The organism is Pseudomonas sp. DSP3-2-3, from assembly GCF_049898225.1.
Lineage (GTDB): Bacteria > Pseudomonadota > Gammaproteobacteria > Pseudomonadales > Pseudomonadaceae > Aquipseudomonas.
The window spans coordinates 1-22822 of sequence record NZ_JAFCXH010000028.1 but is presented as its reverse complement, the minus strand read 5'-3'; the positions used below and the strand labels follow the sequence as shown (position 1 = coordinate 22822).

25 protein-coding genes are annotated in these 22822 nt (G+C 59.8%); 9 read left to right on the top strand and 16 right to left on the bottom strand.

Annotated features, from left to right (window positions below):
- Positions 1-3: 3 nt before the first annotated feature.
- Entirely contained in the window at positions 4-1731 is a 1728-nt protein-coding gene (locus ACP7E4_RS24790; protein ID WP_426118302.1) for a tetratricopeptide repeat protein, read from the bottom strand.
- 226 nt (positions 1732-1957) lie between these two features.
- Here ACP7E4_RS24790 and hemA point away from each other — a divergent pair, with 226 nt between their 5' ends.
- The 6 genes from hemA to ACP7E4_RS24760 all read left to right on the top strand — a co-directional run bounded on the left by hemA (position 1958) and on the right by ACP7E4_RS24760 (position 7337).
- Positions 1958-3235, top strand: a complete 1278-nt coding sequence (gene hemA / locus ACP7E4_RS24785; RefSeq protein ID WP_426118300.1) for a glutamyl-tRNA reductase — start codon at positions 1958-1960, stop codon at positions 3233-3235.
- A complete protein-coding gene (prfA, locus tag ACP7E4_RS24780; RefSeq protein WP_426118298.1) occupies positions 3232-4314 on the top strand; it encodes a peptide chain release factor 1 in 1083 nt (360 codons plus the stop codon). Before hemA ends, prfA begins: the two co-directional genes overlap by 4 nt.
- Entirely contained in the window at positions 4315-5148 is an 834-nt protein-coding gene (gene prmC, locus ACP7E4_RS24775) for a peptide chain release factor N(5)-glutamine methyltransferase (RefSeq protein WP_426118296.1), read from the top strand.
- Positions 5142-5912: a molybdopterin-synthase adenylyltransferase MoeB gene (locus ACP7E4_RS24770; RefSeq protein ID WP_426118294.1), complete on the top strand. Its 771-nt coding sequence runs from the start codon at positions 5142-5144 to the stop codon at positions 5910-5912. The genes prmC and ACP7E4_RS24770 overlap by 7 nt, the downstream gene beginning before the upstream one ends.
- A complete protein-coding gene (gene murI / locus ACP7E4_RS24765) occupies positions 5905-6705 on the top strand; it encodes a glutamate racemase (protein ID WP_426118292.1) in 801 nt (266 codons plus the stop codon). Before ACP7E4_RS24770 ends, murI begins: the two co-directional genes overlap by 8 nt.
- 113 nt (positions 6706-6818) lie before the next feature.
- Complete coding sequence (locus ACP7E4_RS24760) at positions 6819-7337, top strand: acyloxyacyl hydrolase (protein WP_426118290.1); 519 nt, start codon at positions 6819-6821, stop codon at positions 7335-7337.
- Between the two features lie 166 nt (positions 7338-7503).
- Here ACP7E4_RS24760 and ACP7E4_RS24755 read toward each other — a convergent pair whose 3' ends face one another.
- The 12 genes from ACP7E4_RS24755 to ACP7E4_RS24700 all read right to left on the bottom strand — a co-directional run bounded on the left by ACP7E4_RS24755 (position 7504) and on the right by ACP7E4_RS24700 (position 17650).
- The gene (locus ACP7E4_RS24755; RefSeq protein ID WP_426118288.1) at positions 7504-7818 is read right to left on the bottom strand and encodes a YkgJ family cysteine cluster protein; all 315 of its coding nucleotides are present in this window, start codon (positions 7816-7818) and stop codon (positions 7504-7506) included.
- A 26-nt stretch (positions 7819-7844) separates the two neighbouring features.
- Positions 7845-8384, bottom strand: a complete 540-nt coding sequence (locus ACP7E4_RS24750; protein ID WP_426118286.1) for a DUF2878 domain-containing protein — start codon at positions 8382-8384, stop codon at positions 7845-7847.
- Complete coding sequence (locus ACP7E4_RS24745; protein ID WP_426118284.1) at positions 8377-9645, bottom strand: class I SAM-dependent methyltransferase; 1269 nt, start codon at positions 9643-9645, stop codon at positions 8377-8379. Before ACP7E4_RS24745 ends, ACP7E4_RS24750 begins: the two co-directional genes overlap by 8 nt.
- The gene (locus ACP7E4_RS24740; RefSeq protein WP_426118282.1) at positions 9632-10432 is read right to left on the bottom strand and encodes a DUF1365 domain-containing protein; all 801 of its coding nucleotides are present in this window, start codon (positions 10430-10432) and stop codon (positions 9632-9634) included. Before ACP7E4_RS24740 ends, ACP7E4_RS24745 begins: the two co-directional genes overlap by 14 nt.
- Complete coding sequence (locus ACP7E4_RS24735; RefSeq protein ID WP_426118280.1) at positions 10429-11676, bottom strand: NAD(P)/FAD-dependent oxidoreductase; 1248 nt, start codon at positions 11674-11676, stop codon at positions 10429-10431. The genes ACP7E4_RS24740 and ACP7E4_RS24735 overlap by 4 nt, the downstream gene beginning before the upstream one ends.
- On the bottom strand, positions 11673-12461 hold the full coding sequence (locus ACP7E4_RS24730) for an SDR family NAD(P)-dependent oxidoreductase (RefSeq protein ID WP_426118278.1): 789 nt from the start codon (positions 12459-12461) through the stop codon (positions 11673-11675). The genes ACP7E4_RS24735 and ACP7E4_RS24730 overlap by 4 nt, the downstream gene beginning before the upstream one ends.
- Positions 12458-12880 (bottom strand): nuclear transport factor 2 family protein, encoded by a 423-nt coding sequence (locus ACP7E4_RS24725; RefSeq protein WP_426118276.1) that lies wholly within the window; start codon positions 12878-12880, stop codon positions 12458-12460. The genes ACP7E4_RS24730 and ACP7E4_RS24725 overlap by 4 nt, the downstream gene beginning before the upstream one ends.
- Positions 12873-14321: a deoxyribodipyrimidine photo-lyase gene (gene phrB / locus ACP7E4_RS24720; RefSeq protein WP_426118274.1), complete on the bottom strand. Its 1449-nt coding sequence runs from the start codon at positions 14319-14321 to the stop codon at positions 12873-12875. Before phrB ends, ACP7E4_RS24725 begins: the two co-directional genes overlap by 8 nt.
- A gap of 9 nt (positions 14322-14330) precedes the next feature.
- On the bottom strand, positions 14331-15260 hold the full coding sequence (locus ACP7E4_RS24715; RefSeq protein ID WP_426118272.1) for a MerR family transcriptional regulator: 930 nt from the start codon (positions 15258-15260) through the stop codon (positions 14331-14333).
- A gap of 3 nt (positions 15261-15263) precedes the next feature.
- Positions 15264-16226, bottom strand: coding sequence for a YbgA family protein (locus ACP7E4_RS24710; RefSeq protein WP_426118270.1), 963 nt, complete (start codon positions 16224-16226; stop codon positions 15264-15266).
- A gap of 225 nt (positions 16227-16451) precedes the next feature.
- On the bottom strand, positions 16452-16667 hold the full coding sequence (locus ACP7E4_RS24705) for a TIGR02450 family Trp-rich protein (protein WP_065833270.1): 216 nt from the start codon (positions 16665-16667) through the stop codon (positions 16452-16454).
- Entirely contained in the window at positions 16664-17650 is a 987-nt protein-coding gene (locus ACP7E4_RS24700) for an NAD(P)/FAD-dependent oxidoreductase (protein WP_426118268.1), read from the bottom strand. Before ACP7E4_RS24700 ends, ACP7E4_RS24705 begins: the two co-directional genes overlap by 4 nt.
- A gap of 293 nt (positions 17651-17943) precedes the next feature.
- Here ACP7E4_RS24700 and ACP7E4_RS24695 point away from each other — a divergent pair, with 293 nt between their 5' ends.
- The gene (locus tag ACP7E4_RS24695) at positions 17944-18846 is read left to right on the top strand and encodes a TIGR01777 family oxidoreductase (protein WP_426118266.1); all 903 of its coding nucleotides are present in this window, start codon (positions 17944-17946) and stop codon (positions 18844-18846) included.
- A 13-nt stretch (positions 18847-18859) separates the two neighbouring features.
- On the top strand, positions 18860-19885 hold the full coding sequence (gene hemH, locus ACP7E4_RS24690) for a ferrochelatase (protein ID WP_426118264.1): 1026 nt from the start codon (positions 18860-18862) through the stop codon (positions 19883-19885).
- A 79-nt stretch (positions 19886-19964) separates the two neighbouring features.
- Here hemH and ACP7E4_RS24685 read toward each other — a convergent pair whose 3' ends face one another.
- A complete protein-coding gene (locus tag ACP7E4_RS24685; protein ID WP_426118262.1) occupies positions 19965-21242 on the bottom strand; it encodes a uracil-xanthine permease family protein in 1278 nt (425 codons plus the stop codon).
- The gene (gene upp / locus ACP7E4_RS24680; RefSeq protein WP_426118260.1) at positions 21242-21880 is read right to left on the bottom strand and encodes a uracil phosphoribosyltransferase; all 639 of its coding nucleotides are present in this window, start codon (positions 21878-21880) and stop codon (positions 21242-21244) included. The genes ACP7E4_RS24685 and upp overlap by 1 nt, the downstream gene beginning before the upstream one ends.
- A gap of 185 nt (positions 21881-22065) precedes the next feature.
- Here upp and ACP7E4_RS24675 point away from each other — a divergent pair, with 185 nt between their 5' ends.
- Entirely contained in the window at positions 22066-22623 is a 558-nt protein-coding gene (locus ACP7E4_RS24675; RefSeq protein ID WP_331151637.1) for a hypoxanthine-guanine phosphoribosyltransferase, read from the top strand.
- A 113-nt stretch (positions 22624-22736) separates the two neighbouring features.
- On the opposite strand, the gene ACP7E4_RS24670 is transcribed toward ACP7E4_RS24675, so the two are convergent.
- On the bottom strand, positions 22737-22822 hold an 86-nt coding region (locus ACP7E4_RS24670), incomplete at its 5' end, for an IS3 family transposase (RefSeq protein WP_426114669.1).

The window sequence follows — 22822 nt, the reverse complement described above, 5'->3', positions numbered from 1 at the left end:
GAATTAAAGAGTCTCGGATCCGGTCAGGCGCTTCATGGTGCTGCGCAAAATAGGGCTATCGGGTTGCTGTTCCAGGGCCTTGCCCCAGATTTTACGGGCTTCGCGCTGTTCGCCTTTGGCCCAGAGCACTTCGCCCAGGTGGGCGGCGACTTCATGGTCCGGGAAGCGTTCCAGGGCCAGGCGCAGCAGGCGTTCGGCTTCATCCAGGTTGCCCAGGCGGTAATTCACCCAGCCGAGGCTGTCGAGAACGGCCGGGTCGTCCGGGTTCAGGGTGTGAGCCTTTTCGATCAGGTCCTTGGCTTCGGCGTAACGCGTCGTGCGGTCGGACAAGGTGTAGCCCAGGGCGTTCAGGGCCATGACGTTTTCCGGCTCGCGCTTGAGAATCGTGCGCAGGTCTTTTTCCATCTGCGCCAGATCGTCGCGCTTCTCGGCCAGCATCGCCCGGGTGTACAGCAGGTTCAGGTCATCCGGATATTGCTTGAGCGCCTGGTTCAACACTTGCCAGCCACGTTCGGCCTGGTTGTTGTTGGCCAGGGTTTCGGCCTCGATCAGGTACAGCTGAATGGCGTAATCAGGCTGCGCTTCACGAGACTCGGCCAGGCGTTTCGAGGCTTCGGCGGCGCTGCCGTTGCCCATCAGGATATCGGCCTGACGCAGTTGCGCGGGAAGGAAGTCGGAACCGGGTCCAACCTGGGCGTATTCAGCCAGAGCGCTTTGTGGATCGTTGCGCTCTTCGTGGATGCGCCCCAGATTCAGGTGCGCCGAGTCGACGTGCGCGCCACGGGCGATCAAGTCTTCCAGATAGCCAGCCGCTTCGTCCCAGGCCTTGGCTTCCAGGCATACCAGCGCCAGGGAGTAGCGCAGATCGTCGTCTTCGGGAAACTGCTCAACGAGGCTGGAAAACTGAACCTTGGCGTCCGCCATGCGGTTCTGTTCAACCAGCATGCGCGCGTAAGTCAGGCGCAGGCGTTTGTCGTCCGGGTATTTCTTGATGCTTTTTTCGAGGATCGGCAGCGCTTCCTTACCGCGATTCATGCCTTGCAGAAGGCGGGCGCGCAGCAGGATCGGCGCCACTTCACCTTCTTTCGGCGGATTGTCTTCGAGCAGCTTCAGGGAGTTTTCGGCGTCGCCGTTCTGTTGCAGCAGCAGCGCCTTGCCGAAAATCAGCTGGCCGTTATTCGGGTATTTGGCGAGCAGCCGGTCGAAACTTTTGAGCAGCGCACTGCGCGTCTCGGGGTCGGTTTCGGCAGCGGACAACGCAAGAAAATCGAAGTGCGTGTCGCCCTGGCCCTGAAGGACTTTTTCCATGTAGACCATGGAGTCGTCATAGCGACCGGCGCGGGCCAGCTGAATCGCGGCGGCGCGCTGGGCTTCCAGATTGGTTCGGTCGTTCCTGGCCCAGATCAGCGAGGTGTCCAGCGCAGCCTGATCGGCGCCCAGGTACTCGGCAATACGGAAAGCGCGCTCGGAAACACCCGGATCCTGAGTATTGATCGCCTGGGTGACGTAGTTGTCCAGCGCGATATCAAAGCGATTGCGCTGTCCCGCGAGCTCGGCGCTCAGCAGGCTGACAAAGGTTTCCTGAGTGAACGATCCATAGACCTGAGGCTTGGCGTCAGGCGCTGGAGTCGTGTCCTTCGGCACAGGCGTTGCCTGTGGTTCAACGGGGGCCATCGACTGGCAGCCGCTCAGAAAGACAAGGGCGAGGAATAACGCGGAGGATCTATTCATATATAAGAAGGGACGACTTACCTGCGGTCTGGGCATCATGACACAAGGCTGGAAGCAAACCCACAGCCGGTTGGAAAACTGCTGGGCGTGCGATTTTTTGCAGGCCGCAGGTCCCGTTTTGAGGCGTTTATGCAGCGGCTCTGTTAGGACAATAGTCTGCGGTGGTTGTTCTGAATCTATTGAAGTAGGACAATTGCCGGCTTCACGTCACCATCAGCGACCTTGAATGGCCTTCCTTGCACTTGGTATTAACCATAAGACTGCCTCGGTAGACGTCCGCGAGCGCGTTGCATTTACGCCTGAACAGTTAGTTGAGGCCTTGCAGCAGCTCTGCCGCCTGACCAACAGCCGCGAAGCTGCGATCCTCTCGACCTGCAACCGCAGCGAGTTGTACATCGAACACGATGAACTCGCGTCCGAATCCATCCTGGCCTGGCTGGCCGACTATCACCAGCTGAGCCTTGAAGAATTGCGTGCCAGTGCCTATGTGCACGAGGACGATGCTGCCGTGCGCCACATGATGCGCGTTGCGTCCGGCCTCGATTCGCTGGTATTGGGCGAACCGCAGATCCTGGGCCAGATGAAATCAGCCTATGCCGTGGCCCGGGAAGCCGGAACCATCGGTCCGCTGCTGGGCCGGCTGTTCCAGGCCACGTTCAGCGCCGCCAAACAGGTGCGCACCGACACGGCCATCGGCGAAAACCCGGTTTCCGTGGCGTTTGCCGCCGTCAGCCTGGCCAAGCAGATCTTCAGTGATCTGCAACGCAGCCAGGCCTTGCTGATTGGCGCCGGGGAGACCATCACCCTGGTCGCCCGCCATTTGCACGACCTGGGCGTCAAGCGCATCGTGGTCGCCAACCGGACTCTGGAACGCGCCAGCATCCTGGCCGCAGAGTTCGGCGCCCACGCGGTGTTGCTGGCGGATATTCCGGCCGAACTGGTCAACAGCGACATCGTGATCAGCTCCACGGCCAGCCAGTTGCCGATTCTGGGCAAGGGCGCGGTGGAAAGCGCGCTCAAGTTGCGCAAGCACAAGCCAATTTTCATGGTCGATATCGCCGTACCCCGGGATATCGAGCCGGAAGTCGGCGAGCTGGACGACGTTTACCTGTATACCGTCGACGACCTGCACGAAGTGGTCGCCGAAAACATGAAAAGCCGTCAGGGCGCCGCGATGGCTGCCGAGCAGCTGGTGACCATTGGCGCCGACGAGTTCATGTTTCGCCTGCGCGAACTGGCAGCGGTCGATGTGCTCCGGGCTTACCGCCAGCAGAGCGAACGCCTGCGTGACGAAGAGCTGCTCAAGGCGCAACGCATGCTGGCCAACGGTGCCAATGCCGAAGAGGTGCTGGTGCAACTGGCGCGTGGCCTGACCAACAAATTGCTGCATGCACCCAGTGTGCAACTGAAAAAACTGTCTGCTGAAGGTCGCCTCGATGCGCTGGCCATGGCCCAGGAACTTTTTGCCCTTAACGAGGGCTCGACGGATAAACCCCCGCAATGAAAGCGTCACTGCTCAATAAGCTGGATATCCTCAGCGACCGTTTCGAGGAATTGACTGCGTTGCTTGGCGACGCGGAAGTCATCTCCGATCAGAACAAGTTTCGCGCCTATTCCCGGGAATACGCCGAGGTGGAGCCGATCGTCGAGGCCTATAAACAGCTGCTCAAGGCCTTGGCTGATCTGGACGGCGCGCAGGCGCTGCTCAAGGACAGCGATCCGGACATGCGTGAGATGGCCGTCGAGGAAGTCCGCGAAACCAAGCAATTGCTGGTGGAACTGGAAAGCCAGCTGCAACGCATGCTGCTGCCCAAGGACCCCAACGACGGGCGCAACGTGTTCCTGGAAATTCGTGCCGGTACCGGCGGCGACGAGGCGGCGATTTTCTCCGGCGACCTGTTCCGCATGTATTCGCGTTACGCCGAGCGGCGGGGCTGGCGGGTGGAAATCCTCTCGGAAAACATCGGTGAGCACGGCGGCTATAAAGAAGTGATTGCCCGGGTCGAAGGCGAAAACGTCTACGGCAAGCTCAAGTTCGAGTCCGGCGCGCACCGCGTGCAGCGGGTGCCCGAAACCGAATCCCAGGGTCGCATCCACACCTCGGCCTGTACCGTCGCGGTATTGCCGGAGCCCGATGAACATCAAGTCATCGAGATCAATCCGTCGGACTTGCGCGTCGATACCTACAAATCTTCCGGCGCCGGCGGTCAGCACGTGAACAAGACCGACTCGGCGGTGCGCATTACCCATCTTCCATCGGGTATCGTCGTCGAATGTCAGGAAGAGCGTTCGCAGCACAAGAACCGCGCCCGCGCGATGTCCTGGTTATCTGCCAAACTCAATGACCAGCAAACCAGCGCAGCGGCCAACGCTATTGCCAGCGAGCGTAAACTGCTGGTGGGTTCGGGTGATCGATCCGAACGCATTCGTACCTACAATTTCCCTCAGGGGCGAGTAACGGATCACCGCGTGAATCTGACCTTGTATTCGCTGGATGAAGTTTTGGCCGGCGGAGTCGATGCAGTGATAGAGCCGCTGCTCGCCGAATATCAGGCAGATCAACTTGCGGCATTGGGTGAGTAAATGACCATCATCGCCAGCTTGTTAAGAAGCGCAGAGCTTCCCGATTCACCTACCGCGCGTCTGGATGTCGAATTGTTACTGGCCGCCGCGCTGGGTAAACCGCGCAGTTTTCTGCACACCTGGCCCGAGCGCATCGTCAGCAGCGAAGCGGCGCTGACCTTCGCGTCGTACCTGCAACGCCGCCGGACCGGCGAACCGGTGGCCTACATTCTGGGTCAGCAGGGTTTCTGGAAGCTGGACCTGGAAGTGGCGCCACACACGCTGATCCCCCGTCCGGAAACCGAAATGCTGGTCGAGGCGACACTGGAACTGGTACCGGGCTTTGCGCCGACCAAAGTTCTGGATCTGGGCACCGGGACCGGCGCAATCGCCTTGGCACTGGCCAGCGAGCGCCCGCTCTGGCAGGTGACTGCGGTGGATCGCGTCATCGAAGCCGTTGCCCTTGCCGAGCGCAATCGCCAGCGTCTGCACCTGGACAACGCCAAGATCCTGAACAGCCATTGGTTCAGCGCCATCGAAGGCCAGCAGTTTGACGTGATCATCAGCAACCCTCCTTATATTGCTTCGGCAGATCCGCATCTGGACGCCGGGGACGTGCGTTTCGAGCCCAGCAGCGCACTGGTAGCCGGTGCCGATGGTCTGGATGACCTGCGCTTGATCGTCGATCAGGCGCCAGCGCATCTGCATGCCGGTGGCTGGTTGCTGCTGGAGCATGGTTACGATCAAGGCGTCGCCGTGCGCGATCTGTTGAGCAGCCATGGTTTCGAAAAAATCCAGACCCGTCGCGATCTGGGTGAGCATGAACGCATCACCTTCGGACGTATGCCGTGCTGACTGACGCGGAGCTGTTGCGCTATAGCCGACAGATTCTGTTGCAGCATGTCGACATCGACGGTCAGTTGCGCCTCAAGCAAAGCCGGGTATTGATCGTTGGCCTCGGTGGTCTGGGTTCGCCAGTGGCGTTGTACCTCGCGGCGGCGGGTGTCGGCGAGATTCATCTGGCGGATTTCGATACGGTTGACCTGACCAACCTGCAACGCCAGATCATTCATGACACGTCCAGCGTCGGGCTGAGCAAGGTCGATTCGGCCATTGCCCGGCTGACGGCGATCAATCCGGAAATCAAGCTGGTCGCGCATCGCCGCGCCCTGGACGATGATTCCCTCGCTGCGGCCGTCGATGCCGTGGACCTGGTGCTGGACTGCTCGGATAATTTCGCCACCCGCGGCGCGGTCAATGCGGCCTGTGTTGCGGGGCGCAAACCCTTGGTCAGCGGCGCGGCAATTCGTCTGGAAGGGCAGCTGTCGGTATTCGACCCGCGCCGTCCGGAGAGCCCGTGTTACCACTGTTTATACGGCCACGGCAGCGAAGCGGAACTGACCTGTAGCGAAGCCGGCGTGATCGGGCCGTTAGTGGGCCTGGTCGGTAGTCTGCAAGCCCTTGAGGCGTTGAAGCTGCTGGCTGGATTCGGCGAACCGTTGGTGGGACGCCTGTTGTTGATCGATGCGTTGACCACCCGTTTTCGCGAATTGAAGGTCAAGCGTGATCCGGAATGCAGCGTCTGTGGCGCAGCCAGCGAACAGGACCAGCATGAGTAGAGCGAGTGATGCGCCGGTGGGTGTTTTCGATTCAGGCGTTGGCGGGCTTTCAGTGCTGGGTGAAATCCGCAGCCTGCTGCCAAACGAATCGCTGCTGTACGTCGCCGATTGCGGGCATATCCCGTATGGCGAGAAGACCCCGGAATTCATTCGTCAGCGCTGCTTGATCATCGCCGACTTTTTTCATCAGCAACGTGCCAAGGCGCTGGTCCTGGCGTGCAATACGGCGACCGCTGCGGCTGCCGCCCAATTGCGCGAGCGTTATCCGGACTGGCCAATTGTCGGCATGGAGCCCGCAGTAAAACCGGCAGCGGCTGCCACGCGCAGCGGCGTGGTCGGTGTATTGGCCACCACCGGAACCCTGCAAAGCGCCAAATTTGCAGCTTTGCTTGATCGCTTTGCCGGCGATGTGCGAGTCGTCACCCAGCCATGCCCCGGCCTGGTGGAGCTGATCGAAAGCGGCGATCTGGTCAGCCCGACCATTCGCGCATTGCTGCAAAGCTACGTTGATCCCTTGCTGGCCGAAGGCTGTGACACGATTATTCTCGGCTGCACCCACTATCCCTTCCTCAAGCCACTGCTGCGCGAAATGATCCCGGAGTCGATCAGCTTGATTGATACGGGCGGCGCAGTTGCCCGGCAACTCCAGCGGCTGCTGACCCAGAACGACGTGTTGGCCGATATTCCTGCCCGGGAAACGCTGTTCTGGACTAGTTCGAATCCAAATAAATTCAGAAACATCCTACCGGTACTCTGGAAAAAATCTGACAGTGTGAGAAGCTTCGATTTGTAAAAAAATCGTGAATTGCACTGTTTTGCACTGAACTATCGTGCGGCTCCGGATTTCTATAGCGAATCTGGTGAAGTAAGAAATCCTTATAACTGCAATCGAGTAGGAAGTTTCTGATGAAGCGTCTTCTTTGTTTGGCCGCGATTGCGGCCGCACTCGCGGGGGTCAATACAACCGCTCAAGCCGCAGGTGTCGAGTTCTCGGTGGGTCAAACCGGCGAAGAGACACAAACCTATCGGCTGGGTATGAAGTTTGACTGGGACAAAAGCTGGCTGCAGAGCGATGTAGGCCGTCTGACTGGCTATTGGGACGGGGCTTACACGTACTGGGATGGCGACAAACGCTCCAGCAACAACAGCTTGTCGTTTTCGCCGGTGTTCGTTTATGAGTTTTCCGGCGAAACGGTCAAGCCCTACATCGAAGCGGGCATTGGTGTAGCGGTTTTTTCCCACACGCAAGTAGAGAACAACAAACTGGGTTCGGCCTTCAACTTTGAAGACCGGATTGGCTTCGGTCTACGCTTTGCCGGCGGACATGAAGTCGGTATCCGCGCGACGCACTATTCAAACGCAGGGATCAAAGAGCCAAACGATGGTATTGAAAGCTACGCGCTGCATTACACGATGCCGCTGTAAGCTATTCGAGTCGATCGGGCATTGAACTGTGGGAGCGAGCTTGCTCGCGAAGAGGCAATCATATCCGACCTGATTTCTGGGTCTGAATGACGCCTTCGCGGGCAAGCCTCGCTCCAACGAGCATTTCAATTCAACGGTTGTTCGTGTTTGATGTGAGCGGGGCTCGTCACAGATAAGCCGTCTCAATCCCCCGCCGTTCATTCATGCAATCTTCCGAGCCGGTCTCGAATTCACGGCAGATCAATGGGCGCAGCTCATAGATCGTGCACATCATGCTGTTGCGATCCAGTGCCGCACACCAACCATCATCCAGGCGCAGCATGACTTCGCCGCCCCAGTCGTCATTGTCGATGTAGCGTTCAGGCACGCCGGTATCGGTGATCAGCATCACTTCCAGCTGGCAGCAACAGGCCGCACAGGTCGAGCAGGTCACTGCGGTTTCTGTGGGGATTTGATTGGTCGGGATCAGGGTCAGCGTCATAGGCGCGCAGTGTATGCCAGCGCAGGTCACTCGTGTGGAATGCCTGACCGGTGCCCGCGCAGTTTATCGGGCTGCAACGCCTGAAAATATCCGGCCAGCCATTGCATCAACGGGAACACCAAGGCCCAGATCACGGCCAGGATAAGCATGCTCGGCCACAGGCCCAGTGGAAGATGCACGCCTGCCAATTGCGAGCCGGCGTAATACGACATCGGCCCGCCGACCGCGCCCAGCAGGCTGGCGCGCCACCAAGGCTTGGCGGTCCAGCTCAGGCAATGATTCAACGTCGTCGCCAGTACCGCCCACAGCAGCATCAGCCATAGCGGAATCAACGGCCCGCCCGCATCGAAATCAAACACCCCCAGCATCAGCAACGCACTGTCGAGAAGCGTGCCCAACCCGGTTATCCACAGCAGCAGCTTGCCTTCTGCTGCCCAGGAACTTATCCACAGCAGATGCGCGAGCAATACGCCAAGCGGAATCAGCAACCAATAGCTGTCGCCACCGATGACGCAGGCGAACCAACCCGCCTGGAACAGGGCGGCGTTGGCGATTTGCTTAAGCATCGAAGCGACCGAGCAGCGGCTGGGGCAGGGCGGCCGGTTTGGCCAGCAGCAATTGCGCCGTGCCGATGGTGCGTTCGAGAAAGCCGCCTTCGCAATAACACAGGTAGAACTCCCACAGACGCAGGAAGTAGTCGTCGTAACCCAGCTCCATCAGATAGCCATGAGCGTGGCTGAAGTTCTCGTGCCACAGGCGCAAGGTCCGCGCGTAGTGCAGGCCGAAATCCTCCATGTGCAGCAGATTCATATCGGTGTCGCGGCCGACGATTTCGATCATTTTGTGCACCGACGGCAACGCACCGCCGGGAAAGATATAGCGCTGGATGAAGTCGACACTGCGCTTGGCCTGCTCGTAGCGCTGCTCACGAATGGTGATGGCTTGCAGCAGCATCAAGCCGTTGTCCTTGAGCAGGTGCGAGCATTGCTTGAAATAAGTCGGCAGAAAACGATGGCCGACCGCCTCGATCATCTCGATGGAAACCAGTTTGTCGAACTGCCCGGTCAGGTCGCGGTAATCCTTGAGCAGCAAGGTGATTCGGTCCTGCAAACCCAGTTGAGTGATGCGCTGTTCGGTGTAGGCGAATTGCTCTTTCGACAGGGTCGTGGTGGTGACTCTGCATCCATAATGCTGGGCTGCATAGATCGCCATGCTGCCCCAACCGGTGCCGATTTCCAGCAAGTGGTCGTCCGGTTTGAGTACCAGTTTCTGGCAGATACGCTCCAGCTTGTTCAGCTGCGCCTGTTCCAGGGTGTCGTCGGGGGTGAGGAATTGCGCGGCGGAATACATCATCGTCGGGTCGAGGAATTGTTCGAACAGCTCATTGCCCAGGTCGTAGTGTGCCGCGATGTTTTTCTGCGAGCCTTCCCGCGTGTTGCGATTGAGCCAGTGCAGGCTCTGAATGAACGGCCGCCCAAGACGGGCCATGCCACCTTCCATGCCATCGAGCACATCCAGATTGCTGACGAACACCCGGATCACGGCGGTCAGGTCCGGCGAAGTCCAGTAACCGTGGATAAACGCTTCGCCCGCGCCGATGGAACCCGAGCTCGCAACCATGCCCCAGGTGGCCGAATCCAGCACATGAATCTCGCCCAGCAGTGGCGCGCCGGTGCTGCCGAACACATGACGTTCATCGCCCTCAACGACGACCAATTGCCCGGCGCGCAACTTTGCCAACTGGCGCAGCACTCCACGGCGCAGGAGGTTGGCGGTCAGGCTGTTGGTACCCAGGTTGGCCGAAAACCCACTGCTACTGCTTTTCATTGTGCTGATCCTTGGGTTGCGCGGCGGCGGTGCGATAGTCGCCTTCTGCGGCCTGATGCGGAAAAATCGGGATACGTTTGATGAACAGACGCACGGCCTGCCAGTAGATAGCCAGACAGGTCTTGGCGGTCATCCAGGGGAATGTCAGCAGATAGCGATGCAGCGTCTGGCGATTCAGATCCTGGCGTTCCAGATTCAGCGTGGCGTCGAACATCTTCAGCTCGCCCTGCCAGTCGGCCATGTGCACACCAAGCCGGGCGGCGGGCTGGCTAAAACTCATGCGGTATTCAAGGTCCCGTGGCAGGAACGGCGACACGTGAAATGCCTTGGCTACCGCGAAATGCTGATGACCTTCGCCGTTGGCGGGCAGCACGTAGTGATAACGCTCGCCCCAGGGTGTGTTGGTGACTTCGCAGAGAATCGCCGCGAGCGTGCCGTCCAGCTCATGGCAATAAAAGAAACTGACCGGGTTGAATGCCAGGCCCCAGCTACGCGCCTGGGTCAACAGACAGACTTTGCCCAGCGGCATGTGGCCGAGCGCCGCGCCGACCCGTTCGCGCACGGCTTCGATCAGCGGCACGCCGCGTCCGGTCAGCGCGTGCAGATAGTCCGTTTCGCGAAAGGAAAACGCCGCAAAACGTCGCTCCCCCGCCAACGGCGACAAACCGAACACCGCTGCTTGTTCGTCCAGATCCAGGTACAGCAGGCCGATCCGATACCGGAAATCATGAGCCTTCGGCGCGAATCGACGATGGCTGATCCAGCCGCTGTACAAGGCGCTGTTCACAGGGATTCTCCGAATTCGGCGGCCACACGCAGAGCGCTGACCACGCCGTCTTCGTGGAAGCCATTGGCCCAGTACGCACCACAGAACCAGCTGTGGTTGGCGCCATTGAGCTCTTGCCAGCGCGCTTGCGCAGCAACGCCGGCCAGACTGTATTGCGGATGGGAATAGCTGTAACGGGCGAGGATTTTCTGCGGATCGATGGCGGCGGTCTGATTCAGGCTGACGCAAAAGGTGGTGTCGCTTTCGATGCCTTGCAGGATGTTCATGGCGTAAGTGACGGCGGCCATCTGCTGCGCATCGCCACCCAGTCGATAATTCCAGCTGGCCCACGCCAACGGCCGTTTGGGCAGCAGGCCGATGTCGGTATGCAGCACCACGTCATTGTCGGCATAGGGCAGGGCGCCGAGAATTTCCTGTTCGGCAGCTGTCGGTTCCGCCAGCAGCTTGAGGGCCTGATCGCTGTGGCAGGCGAAAATCACCTTATCGAAACGCTCGCTGCCCGCTGCACTGTTGATCGTCACGCATTGCGCGCCGCGCTGAACGCTGTGAACCGGGCAGGCCAGGCGAATGTGTTGGCGAAACGAAGCGGTCAGCGGCTCGATGTATTGGCTGGAACCGCCTTCGACGACGCACCACTGCGGGCGATGGTTGACGGACAGCAACCCGTGATTCTTGAAAAACCGCAAGAAGAACTGCAATGGGAAGGCCAGCATGTCGGCCAGGGACATCGACCAGATCGCCGCGCCCATGGGCACGATGTAATGCTCGGTAAACCGTTGTCCGTAACCCGCGCTTTGCAGGTAGGCGCCCAAGGTGGTGTCGGCGGCGATGCGCTGGCTTTGCAGGTCATCCAGCGCCTCACGATTGAAGCGCAGGATGTCGCGCAGCATGCCCCAGAAGCTTGGCGACCACAGATTACTGCGCTGGGCGAACAGGCTGTTGAGGTTGTTACCGTTGTATTCGGTGCGGGTTTTTGGATCGTTGACTGAAAAGCTCATCTCGGTGGGTTTGAAGCCGACGCCGAGGGTTTCGAGCAGGCGAATGAAATTCGGATAGGTCCAGTCATTGAACACGATGAAGCCGGTATCAATGGCGTACTCGCGGCCGTTGACCTGCACATCCACTGTATGGGTGTGACCGCCGATCCAGTCCGCCGCCTCGAACACCGTGATGTCATGCGAGCGGTTGAGCAGATAAGCACTGGTCAGGCCAGCAATGCCGCTGCCAATGATGGCAATTTTCATCGTGCGTCCTTGGCCGGAGCCGGAGCGCGCGCCATGCGTTTGCCCAACGCCAGTTGCAGGCGCGTCGGCAACAGCGACAACAGGCGCAGCATCAGGATGAAAGGCATGGGGAAAGCGATTTCCAGCGGACGGCGACTACGCTGCAGACGTTCGGCGATGTGCGTGCCAGCCTTTTGGGCCGACCAGCGCATAGGCATGGCAAAGTCGTTTTTGGCGGTCAGCGGCGTATCGACAAAGCCGGGGCTGACCACGGTGACATCGATCTTTTCCTGGGCCAGATCAACGCGCAGCGATTCGAACAAATAGCGCAACCCGGCCTTGGATGCACCGTACGCTTCGCTGCGGGTCAACGGCAGGAAGGTAACCGAGCTGCAAACGCCTACCAAATGAGGCTCTCGGCCCTGGCGCAGCAACAGCAGCGCTTCCTGCACGCAATAGGAGCTGGCCAGCAGATTGGTGCGAATCACACGTTCGAACAGCGCCGCGTCGTAGTCGCTACTGTCGATGTATTCGCAGGTGCCGGCGTTGAGTATCGCGGTATCCAGCGCACCCCAGACCTGGTTGATCCGGTCGCCGATTGCCGTGACTTGCTGGCCGTCGGTGATATCGCCCGGGGCCAGCAACACTTGTCCGGGATACAAGTTGTCCAGGTCTTCAAGGGGCTTGACGGTGCGGGCGGTCAGGGCCAGCAAATGACCGTCCTTGAGCAGTTGCTCGGCCAGTGCCAGGCCAATGCCACTGCTGGCGCCAGTCAGCCAGATGCGGCGGGCGTTCGGATGGGTCATGCCAGTCTCCCTTTCAGCCACGAAATGCCCCGACCCATGATGGGCAGATGCTCGTACAGCAAAGCGCCGGCATCGAAGTAATCGCGGTGTTGATAAACTTTGTCCCGCCAGAGCAGATGCGAGCAGCCATCGACGCGGATCAGGCGCCCTTTGGCCAGGCGCGGGTGTGCGTAACTCATGGTCCAGCGCAGATAACCGCTGCCCGTCGCCACTTCATCGAAGCCGTAAAAATCGAAATGCAGCTGAGTGACATTGGCGTACAGCTGGGCGAAGTAATCCTGCATGTTCTTCAAGCCATGGATCTTGTGCAGCGGGTCGGTGAACACCGCGTCGTCGCTGTACAAGGTGCCGAGTCGATGCAGGCTGGTTTTGTCCAGCGCGGCAAAGTCATGGGCGAAACGCCGCAGGAAATCACTCATGGCCTGGCTCGGCAGCAGGTTGGCGATGCGGCAGCGCTTTGAACGCGGCCAGGGCACGGGCGCGGCTGCTGCGCAGATCGACGATGGGTTTCGGGTAGTCAGCCACACCAAACAGGCCGCCAGCCGCTGATGGGGCATGCACTTCTTTTTTGTTCAGCCCGGCCAGTTCCGGCAGCCATTGCTTGAGAAAGCGTCCTTCGGGATCGAATTTCTCCGACTGGGCCAGTGGGTTGAAAATCCGGAAATAAGGCGACGAATCGGTGCCGGTGGAGGAACTCCACTGCCAGCCACCATTGTTCGCCGCCAGATCGCCATCAATCAGGTGCTGCATGAAGAAGCGCTCGCCTTCGCGCCAGTCGATAAGCAGGTTTTTGGTCAGGAACATCGCCACCAACATGCGCAGCCGATTGTGCATCCAGCCGGTTTCCAGCAATTGGCGCATGGCGGCATCAATGATCGGCAGGCCGGTGCGGGCTTGTTGCCAGGCCGCCAGCTCATGTGGGGCGTCGCGCCATTTCAGCGCTTCGGTTTCCGGACGAAATGCCCGATGCCGCGAGACGCGCGGGTAGCCCACCAGAATATGTTTATAGAACTCGCGCCACAGCAGCTCGTTGATCCAGGTAACCGAGCCAACACTGCCGGTCTCGAACTCGCCGTGGTTGCTGATCAACGCCGCGTGCAGGCACTGGCGCGGGGAAATCACCCCAGCCGCGAGATACGCCGATAGCTGGCTGGTCCCAGGCTTGGCCGGGAAGTCCCGTTCGCTGCGGTAGTAGTTGATCTGTTCGTCACTGAAGGCTTGCAGTCGCCGCTGTGCTTCATCTTCGCCAGCGGGCCACAAGGCTTGCAGCGCGGCACTCGGGGTCGCAAAACCCTCGATCTGCGCGGGCACGGAATCACTGGCGATGGCCAGCGCTTGCTGTTTTTGCGGCGTGTGAATCAGGCGCGGCATGGCTTGATGCATGCGCGCATAACAGACCTTGCGGAACTGGCTGAACACCTGGAAATAATTGCCGGTCTTAGTCAGCACCGTGCCGGGCTTGAAGAACAGCTGATCCAGATGACTGCGCCAGTGGATGCCATCCTGTTCAAGGGCATTGGCCACCGCGAGATCGCGGCGCGTTTCGTTGATGCCGTATTCCTCGTTGGCGTGCACGCTCTCGATGTGCAGTTCGCGGCACAATTGCAGCAACACGTCCGGCGCCTGGTCCCAGGTGTCAGCGTGGCGAATCAATAGGGGCACATTCAACTCGCCCAGGACTTTTTCCAGTTCCGCCAGGTTGCGTAGCCAGAAATCCACTTTGCACGGCGCATCGTCATGGCGCCGCCATTGCTCGGGGCTGATCAGGTAGACGGCCACGGTCGGACCCTGCTCCATGGCAGCGGTCAGTGCAGTGTTGTCGTGAGTACGCAAGTCGCTGCGCAGCCAAAGCAGTTGCATGGTCATTCCTTAAATAAGCCCGAGTTCTTGCAATGCGGTCTGGGCACCCAGCGGACCTTCCGCGAGAGCCAGGCCCTCGATGCGGGTCGGTGCGACGTTGAGTTCGTTGTAATGAATGCGCACGGCCGACCCGGCGAGCAGGACAGGGCAGGTGATATTGGCGAGCAACTTGGGCAGCAGACTGATATTCAAGGCTTTGCTCGAATACAGCAGCACCGCGCGCGGTTCGAGCAGATCACTGGCCAGGGCCAGTTCGCCGACCGGCAGCGGCCAGTCGAATACCTCCACCGCACAGTCGTTGTTGCTCAGCAGCCAGGCCGTCAGCCACAGATGAGGTTCCAGTGGCAGATCGGAATGATTGACCAGCAACACCGGTGCGCCGCTTAGCTGGCGATTGTTGTGGTAGATCCGGGCGCCCAGCTTGCTGCGCAGCCAGGAATAAAAGAACGCGCGCTCCATTTGCCCGCCGAACTGCCCTTGCCAGCGGCATTCCAGCTCCGTCAGTAACGGCAGCAGCAGCTGTTCGCACAGCGTGCGCGGCGGATAAAGCGACATCGCCTGATTGAACACGTCGTCCACGCGTCGTTCGGCCAGTTCACCGATGTGGGTGATCAGGGTCCGCCGCAACGCATCCCAATCGTTGCCCGGCACGCTGGCCTCTGGCTGGCGACTGTCGATCAAGTGCTTGACCTGGCTCACCGAAACGCCGCGGTTGAGCCAGGTCAGAATGTTCATGACCCGCAGCACGTGGTAATCGGAATACAGGCGATGGCCCTTGGGCGTGCGGTGCGGGACGATCAAGCCATAGCGGCGTTCCCAGGCGCGCAACGTGACAGCGTTGACGCCGGTTTGCCGGGCGACCTCTCGAATCGGCAGCCAGCCGTTTGCAAACTCGGGGGCAGCGTCGTCTTCGGGACCGGGAGGGGGAATTTCATTCATGGTTCAGATCGCATTCCGCAGGCTGAGGTTTTCCGGATGCGGCTGCATGTACACCTGCAGCGCCACATAGGGATCGGGGTGTTGGCGGAAGTGATGCTTGAGCAGGGTCAGCGGGACGATCAGCGGCACGATGCCTTGATGGTATTGGGTGATCAGTTGCTGGATTTCCTGCTTGTCGGCGGGGCTGATGGTTTGTTTCAGGTAGCCGGTCAGGTGTTGCAGGACATTGGTATGAGTGCGGCGGGTGGCACATTTTTTCAGGGCGCTCATCAGGTCGCTGAAGTACTGCGCGGCGATGTCCTTTGGATCGCTGCGACCCATGTTGCCGAGCAGATTGCCCAGCGCCTTGTACTGCACCGGGTCGTTGGCCATCAGCTGATATTTATAGCGCGAGTGAAATTCGGTCAGGCTGCGGCGGGTCAGGCCAGCGTTGAGCAATTCGTGCCAGGCGGCATAGGCGAAGACTCGGGTGACGAAGTTTTCCCGTAGCACCGGGTCGTTGAGGCGACCGTCTTCTTCGACTGGCAGATTGGGGTGACGCGCGCAAAACGCCTGGGCATAGATGCCGCGCCCGCCGCCATCCACCGGTGCGCCGTTTTCCCGGTAGACCTTGACCCGCTCCAGACCGCACGACGGCGACTTCTGCATGAAGATATAGCCACTGATGTCGCCCAGTTCAGTGGCCATCTGCACGCCGTAATCGGCCAGCGCCTGTGTGACGTTCAGTTCGCGGTTGACGCTGCCCAGCGCCTGAGGATGTTCCGCGTCACCCACCAGCCGGATCGGTTCACGGGGAATGCCCATGCCAATGGCGACTTCGGGGCAGGCCGGAACGAACTCGAAATATTCGGTCAGCGCGCGGGTACACAGATGGGATTCTTTATGACCGCCATTGAAACGCACCTCGGCGCCCAGCAGACAGGCGCTGATGCCGAGCTTCGGTTTATGGAGTGCGGGCGTGGTCATGGCGAAACCTCTGATCAGGACTTATACAGATTTAAGTCTCTGTACAACTTCAGCTCATCATAGGTTCGCATTTGTACAAGTCAAATTATTTGTACAGGATTTGTAGGGCTGTTGGAGCGAGGCTTGCCCGCGAAGGCGTCGTGTCAGGCAATGGTGTGCCGACTGATCTATTGATTCGCGGGCAAGCCTCGCTCCAACGGGGTTCGGATTGGATGGAGGATAGATTTACTTCCAGCCCATCCGCCACGCGTCGGCGTTCTGCAAGGTTTGCCACGCCAGGCGCTCGCTGCGTTGCGTCAGCACCGCCTGTAATTCGATCTCCAGCACCGTGCCTGCTTCATCGCGAAACAGTTCGGTAACCAGAAAGTGTTTTTCCCGATTGACCGGCTGTGCTGCTGTCCACTTCGACAGCAGCAGCTTGGCGGGATTGAGGCGGTTCAATCGAGGTGCTCCATGAGACGTCGTGCAGCTTCCTGGCCGCTGAGCCAGGCGCCCTCGACGCGTCCGGACAGGCACCAGTCGCCGCATACGTAGATGCCCAGATCGGAGTCGGACAACGCACCCCACTCGTGGGCGCTGGCGGGTCGGGCGTACAGCCAGCGATGGGCCAGGCTGAAGCTCGGGGCGGGCACTGCGCAGCCGATCAGCTCGGCGAACGCGCCATGCAGGTGCTCGATGACCGTTTCCTTGGGCATGTCCAGATGCTGCTTGCTCCAGCTGCTGGTTGCATGTAACACCCAGGTATCGAGCGTCACGGCGCGGCCGGGTTTGCTGCGGTTGCGCGCCAGCCAGTCCAGCGGGCTGTCCTGCACGAAGCAGCCTTCCAGCGGGGTTTCCAGGGGGGGGTTGAATGCCAGTGCGACGGCCCAGGTCGGGTCCATTTTCACCCCGGCGGCCACGCCAGCGAGTTTCGGCGCGGCAGCCAGCAGCGTCGTCGCTTGCGGCGCCGGAGTGGCGATCACTACATGGCTGAAGGGACCATGGCTCTGGCCTTCGGCGTCCTGCAGATTCCAGTGATGTTCACCCTGGAAGACTTCAGTGATGCGGCAGGCAAACGTCACTGGCAGATCGCCGAGCATGGCGCGGGTAATCGCGCTCATGCCGGGTTTGCCGACCCAGCGCACTTGCTCGTCCGGGGACGGACTGAGCTGGCCAGCATGAAAGTTGTAAAGCGAAGGTGTCCACTGTTCAACGCAACCCTGGGCTTGCCATTGCTGAACAGCAGTCATGAAGCGACGGTCGCGAGCAGTGAAGTATTGGGCGCCCAGATCAAGCGAGCCTGCATCACTGCGCTTGCTGGACATTCTTCCGCCACTGCCGCGGCTTTTGTCGAAAAGATGTACGGAATGCCCAGCGGCGTTTAACGCCTGGGCGGCGGAGAGTCCGGCGATGCCGGTACCGATGATTGCGATAGGTACAGTCATAGGGGCCTCGTTACCTTGTCTGCACAGACTACGCCGTAGTTAAAACCTGTACAATATTGTTTTTTGGTATAACTTGCAGCCGTCTGCTGTTCGCAGGCTGCTGACCTTGCTCGTACGGCTCGAGCTTGAAGTCGGGTGTTTCTCAAAGCCTTTAGTGGCGATGCGAACGGATAGTCCCGCTTCACGCTCCTCAGGTTTGGCCTATCGTTCAAGCAGGGCCTTGGCTTATGAATTCATGGGTCCTGAAAAATAGACTACGCAACAGCCCCGAACGCCACGCAAGGAAACCTGCCATGCACATATTGCTGACCGGCGGTACTGGTTTGCTAGGACGTCAGCTCTGCCGACTCTGGCAAAAACAAGGTCATCAACTCACCGTCTGGAGTCGACGCCCCAGAGAAGTCACGCGTTTGTGCGGCGATTCGGTGCGGGGCATTGCGCATCTCAACGATCTCGGTGAAGAGCACGTGGATGCAGTCATCAACCTGGCTGGCGCACCGATTGCCGACCGTCCCTGGACCCGCAAGCGCAAGGTGCTGTTGTGGGACAGCCGCATCGGGCTGACCGAACAACTGCTCGCCTGGCTTGAACGCCGCGAGCAAAAACCGCAGGTGATGATTAGTGGCTCCGCCGTAGGCTGGTATGGCGACGGCGGCGAGCGTGAACTGGATGAGACTTCGCAACCGGTCAACGAAGATTTCGCCAGCAAGCTGTGCGGCGCGTGGGAAGAAACCGCGCAGCGGGCCGAGGCCTTGGGCGTTCGCGTGGTGATGATTCGCACGGGCCTGGTGTTGTCCAACGAAGGTGGTTTTCTACAGCGATTATTGTTGCCCTTCAAGTTGGGCATGGGCGGGCCGATTGGCGGCGGTCGGCAGTGGATGCCGTGGATTCACATTCAGGACCAGATTGCCGCGATAGATTTTCTGTTAACAAAAGATGACGCCCAGGGTCCGTATAATGTCTGCGCGCCATCACCGATGCGCAATCGTGAATTCGCCAGGATCCTCGCTGGCGTGCTGCATCGCCCGGCGTTCATGCCGTTGCCTGGCATTGCCCTGAAAGTATTGATGGGCGAACTGTCGGTGCTGCTCCTGGGAGGGCAAAAGGCTCGCCCGGCGCGGCTTGAAGCGGCTGGTTTTACCTTTCGATTTACCGAACTGCACGCAGCCCTCGACGATTTGCTGGGCCGCCACTGAAATAGGATGTTGCATGACCGATCACGCGCTGTTGCTGGTCAATCTGGGTTCTCCGGCCTCCACTTCGGTGGCGGACGTACGCAGTTACCTCAATCAATTCCTCATGGACCCTTACGTTATCGACCTGCCATGGCCGGTTCGTCGTTTGCTGGTGTCGCTGATCCTGATCAAGCGCCCCGAGCAGTCTGCTCACGCTTACGCCTCGATCTGGTGGGACGAAGGTTCGCCGCTGGTGGTGCTGAGCAAACGCCTGCATCAGGCGATGACCAAGGAGTGGACGCACGGGCCGGTGGAGCTGGCCATGCGTTATGGCGAGCCTTCCATCGAAACGGTGCTGATGCGCCTCGCCGGTCAAGGCATCAAAAAGGTCACATTGGCACCGCTGTATCCGCAGTTTGCCGACAGCACGGTGACCACCGTTATCGAAGAAGCCAAACGGGTCGTACGCAGCAAAGGCATGAAGATGCAGTTCTCGGTTCTGCAGGCATTTTACGACCAGCCGGAATACCTCGACGCATTGGTGGAAAACGTCCGCCCGCATTTGCAGCAGCCGCATGATCACCTGTTGCTGAGTTTTCATGGCTTGCCGGAGCGGCACTTGCTCAAGCTTGACCCGACGCGCAGTCATTGCCTTAAAGGTCCGGATTGCTGCATGACCGCGCCACCGGAAGTACTGGCGACCTGTTATCGCGCGCAGTGCATTCAGTCTGCCGCAGCGTTCGCCAAGCGTATGGGCATTGCTGATGGCAAGTGGTCGGTGTCGTTCCAGTCACGACTTGGCCGGGCGAAATGGATCGAACCCTACACCGAGGCGCATCTCGAAGAACTGGCCGCGCAGGGGGTGAAGAAGTTGCGGGTGATGTGCCCGGCGTTCGTCGCCGACTGCATCGAGACTCTGGAGGAGATCGGTGATCGGGGCGCTGAGCAGTTCAAGGCGGCGGGGGGCGAAGAGCTGGTGTTGATTCCGTGCCTGAACGACGATCCGAACTGGGCGGCAGCGCTGAACCGCCTGTGCGAGCGTGCGCCGGTGATGCTGTAAGCCCGCAAGCTCGGCACCGTGTGACCAGGTTCAGCTGGGAAAATGTCTTCCCGGCTGAAGCCGGTCCCACAGATTGCCGTTACGGCAACTGATCATCCAGGTGCTTATTCTTCCAGCTGTCATTGCCCGGCAGTAGCAGGTTCAGCGCTATCGCGGTCACGGCGCACAGGGAAATCCCCTTGAGGCCGAAGTCGTCGGGGCCGTTGCCGGTGCCGATCAACACGCCGCCGATACCGAACACCAGCGTCACTGAGACAATCACCAGATTGCGCGCTTCGGCCAGATCGACCTTGTGGCGAATCAGCGTGTTCATGCCCACCGCCGCGATCGAACCGAACAACAGGCAGAGAATCCCGCCCATCACCGGCACCGGAATGCTCTGCAACAGCGCGCCGAATTTGCCGATAAACGCCAGGCTGATGGCAAAGATCGCTGCCCAGGTCATGATCTTCGGGTTGTAGTTCTTGGTCAGCATCACTGCGCCAGTCACTTCGGCATACGTAGTGTTGGGCGGTCCGCCGAACAGGCCGGCTGCCGTGGTGGCGATGCCGTCACCCAGCAAGGTGCGGTGCAAGCCTGGTTTTTTCAGATAATCCCGGCCGGTCACGCTGCCGACCGCAATCACGCCGCCGATATGCTCGATGGCCGGAGCCAGCGCCACCGGCACGATGAACAGAATCGCCTGCCAGTTGAATTCCGGAGCCGTGAACGCGGGCAGCGCCAGCCACGGTGCGGCAGCGATTTTTGCGGTATCGACCACGCCGAAATAAAACGCCAGGGCGAACCCTGCCAATACGCCGGAAATGATCGGCACCAGACGGAAAATCCCTTTGCCGAACACCGCCACGATCAACGTGGTCAGCAGCGCGGGCATGGAAATCCACATGGCGATCTTGTACGGAATCAGTTCCGCGCCATCACCGCCTTTGCCCATCGCCATGTTAGCGGCGATTGGCGCCATGGCCAGGCCGATGGAAATGATCACCGGCCCGATCACAACGGGTGGCAGCAGGCGGTCGATGAAACCGGTGCCTTTGATCTTCACCGCCAGCCCGAGGAAGGTATAAACGAAACCCGCCGCCATGATCCCGCCCATGGTCGCGGCCAGGCCGAACTGGCCCTTGGCGAGAATGATCGGCGTGATGAAGGCAAAGCTCGATGCCAGGAAAACCGGCACTTGTCGGCCGGTCACCAGCTGGAACAGCAACGTGCCCAGGCCTGCGGTAAACAGTGCGACGTTAGGATCCAGCCCGGTGATCAGCGGCATCAAGACCAGCGCGCCGAACGCCACGAAGAGCATCTGCGCGCCCGATAAAACCGTGCGCCAGAGTGGATCGTTGAACTCGTCCTGCTTCATTACGCGTCCTTTTGCTTGGTGCCGAAAATCTTGTCACCGGCATCGCCAAGGCCCGGAATGATGTAGCCGTGTTCGTTGAGGCGCTCATCAATGGACGCGGTGTAGATCGTCACGTCCGGGTGCGCAAGCTGGACGGCGGCAATGCCTTCCGGCGCGGCGACCAGCACCATGGCGCGGATTTCCTTGCAACCGGCTTTCTTCAGCAGATCAATCGTTGCAACCATCGAGCCGCCGGTGGCGAGCATCGGGTCGATAATCATCGCCAGGCGCTCGTCGATTTCCGGGACCAGTTTTTCCAGATAGGTGTGCGCTTCGAGGGTTTCTTCGTTGCGGGCCACGCCCACCGCGCTGACCTTGGCGCCCGGAATCAGCGTGAGCACGCCGTCGAGCATGCCGATGCCGGCGCGCAGGATCGGCACTACGGTGATCTTCTTGCCAGCGATCTTCTCGACCTGGACAGTGCCAGCCCAACCCTGGATGTCGTAGGTTTCCAGCGGCAGGTCAGCGGTGGCTTCGTAAGTGAGCAGGGCGCCGACTTCCTGGGCCAGCTCACGGAAATTTTTGGTGCTGATGTCGGCACGGCGCATAAGGCCGAGCTTGTGCTGGATCAGCGGATGACGGATTTCACGGACAGGCATAAGGAAAGGCTCCGGGCGGGGGGCAAAAAAACGGCCTAGGTTAATCTATTCAGCTGTTACTGTCCTACGGGTGATACGGCGTTTTCTTACGAATCCTGACACATTAGTCCAGAATTGCTTGCCCTGATCCGAGCGGATGCGTACCTTTGCCCGCTTTTCACACACTGCCCCCATTGGAGAGCGTCATGTCTGCTGATCTCGAGCATATCCGTCAAATCATGCGCGAGGCTGACTGCCTTTACACTGAAGCCGAAGTCGAAGCCTCTATCGCCAAGGTCGGTGCGCAGATCAATGCCGAACTCGCCGACCGCAATCCGGTAGTGTTCTGCGTGATGAACGGCGGGCTGATCTTCGCCGGCAAACTGCTGACTCATCTGAATTTTCCGCTGGAAGCGTCGTACCTGCACGCGACCCGTTATCGCAACGAAACCAGTGGCGGCGATCTGTTCTGGAAAGCCAAGCCGGAAGTCTCGTTCATCGACCGCGACGTGCTGATCATCGACGACATCCTCGATGAAGGTCACACCCTGGGCGCGATCATCGACTTCTGCAAACACGCGGGTGCCAGCGCCGTCCACACCGCCGTGCTGATCGATAAAGACCACGACCGCAAAGCCCGTCCTGACCTGAAAGCCGATTTCGTCGGCCTGCCGTGCATCGACCGTTACATCTTCGGTTATGGCATGGATTACAAAGGCTACTGGCGCAACGCGGCCGGGATTTACGCGGTTAAAGGGATGTAATTCGTTGGATTGAACCCAATCCTGTGGGAGCGAACTTGTGTGGGAGCGAGCTTGCTCGCGAAGCGGTGTGCCAGGCAAACTGAAGTGCGCCCCAAAAGTTGGACAGCTGTTGATTAGGCTATCGCGGACTGGGCCCTGTACGCTACAGGGCTTAGCCCGCCCAGCTTCATCTTGATTCGATCATAGTTGTAATAACGGA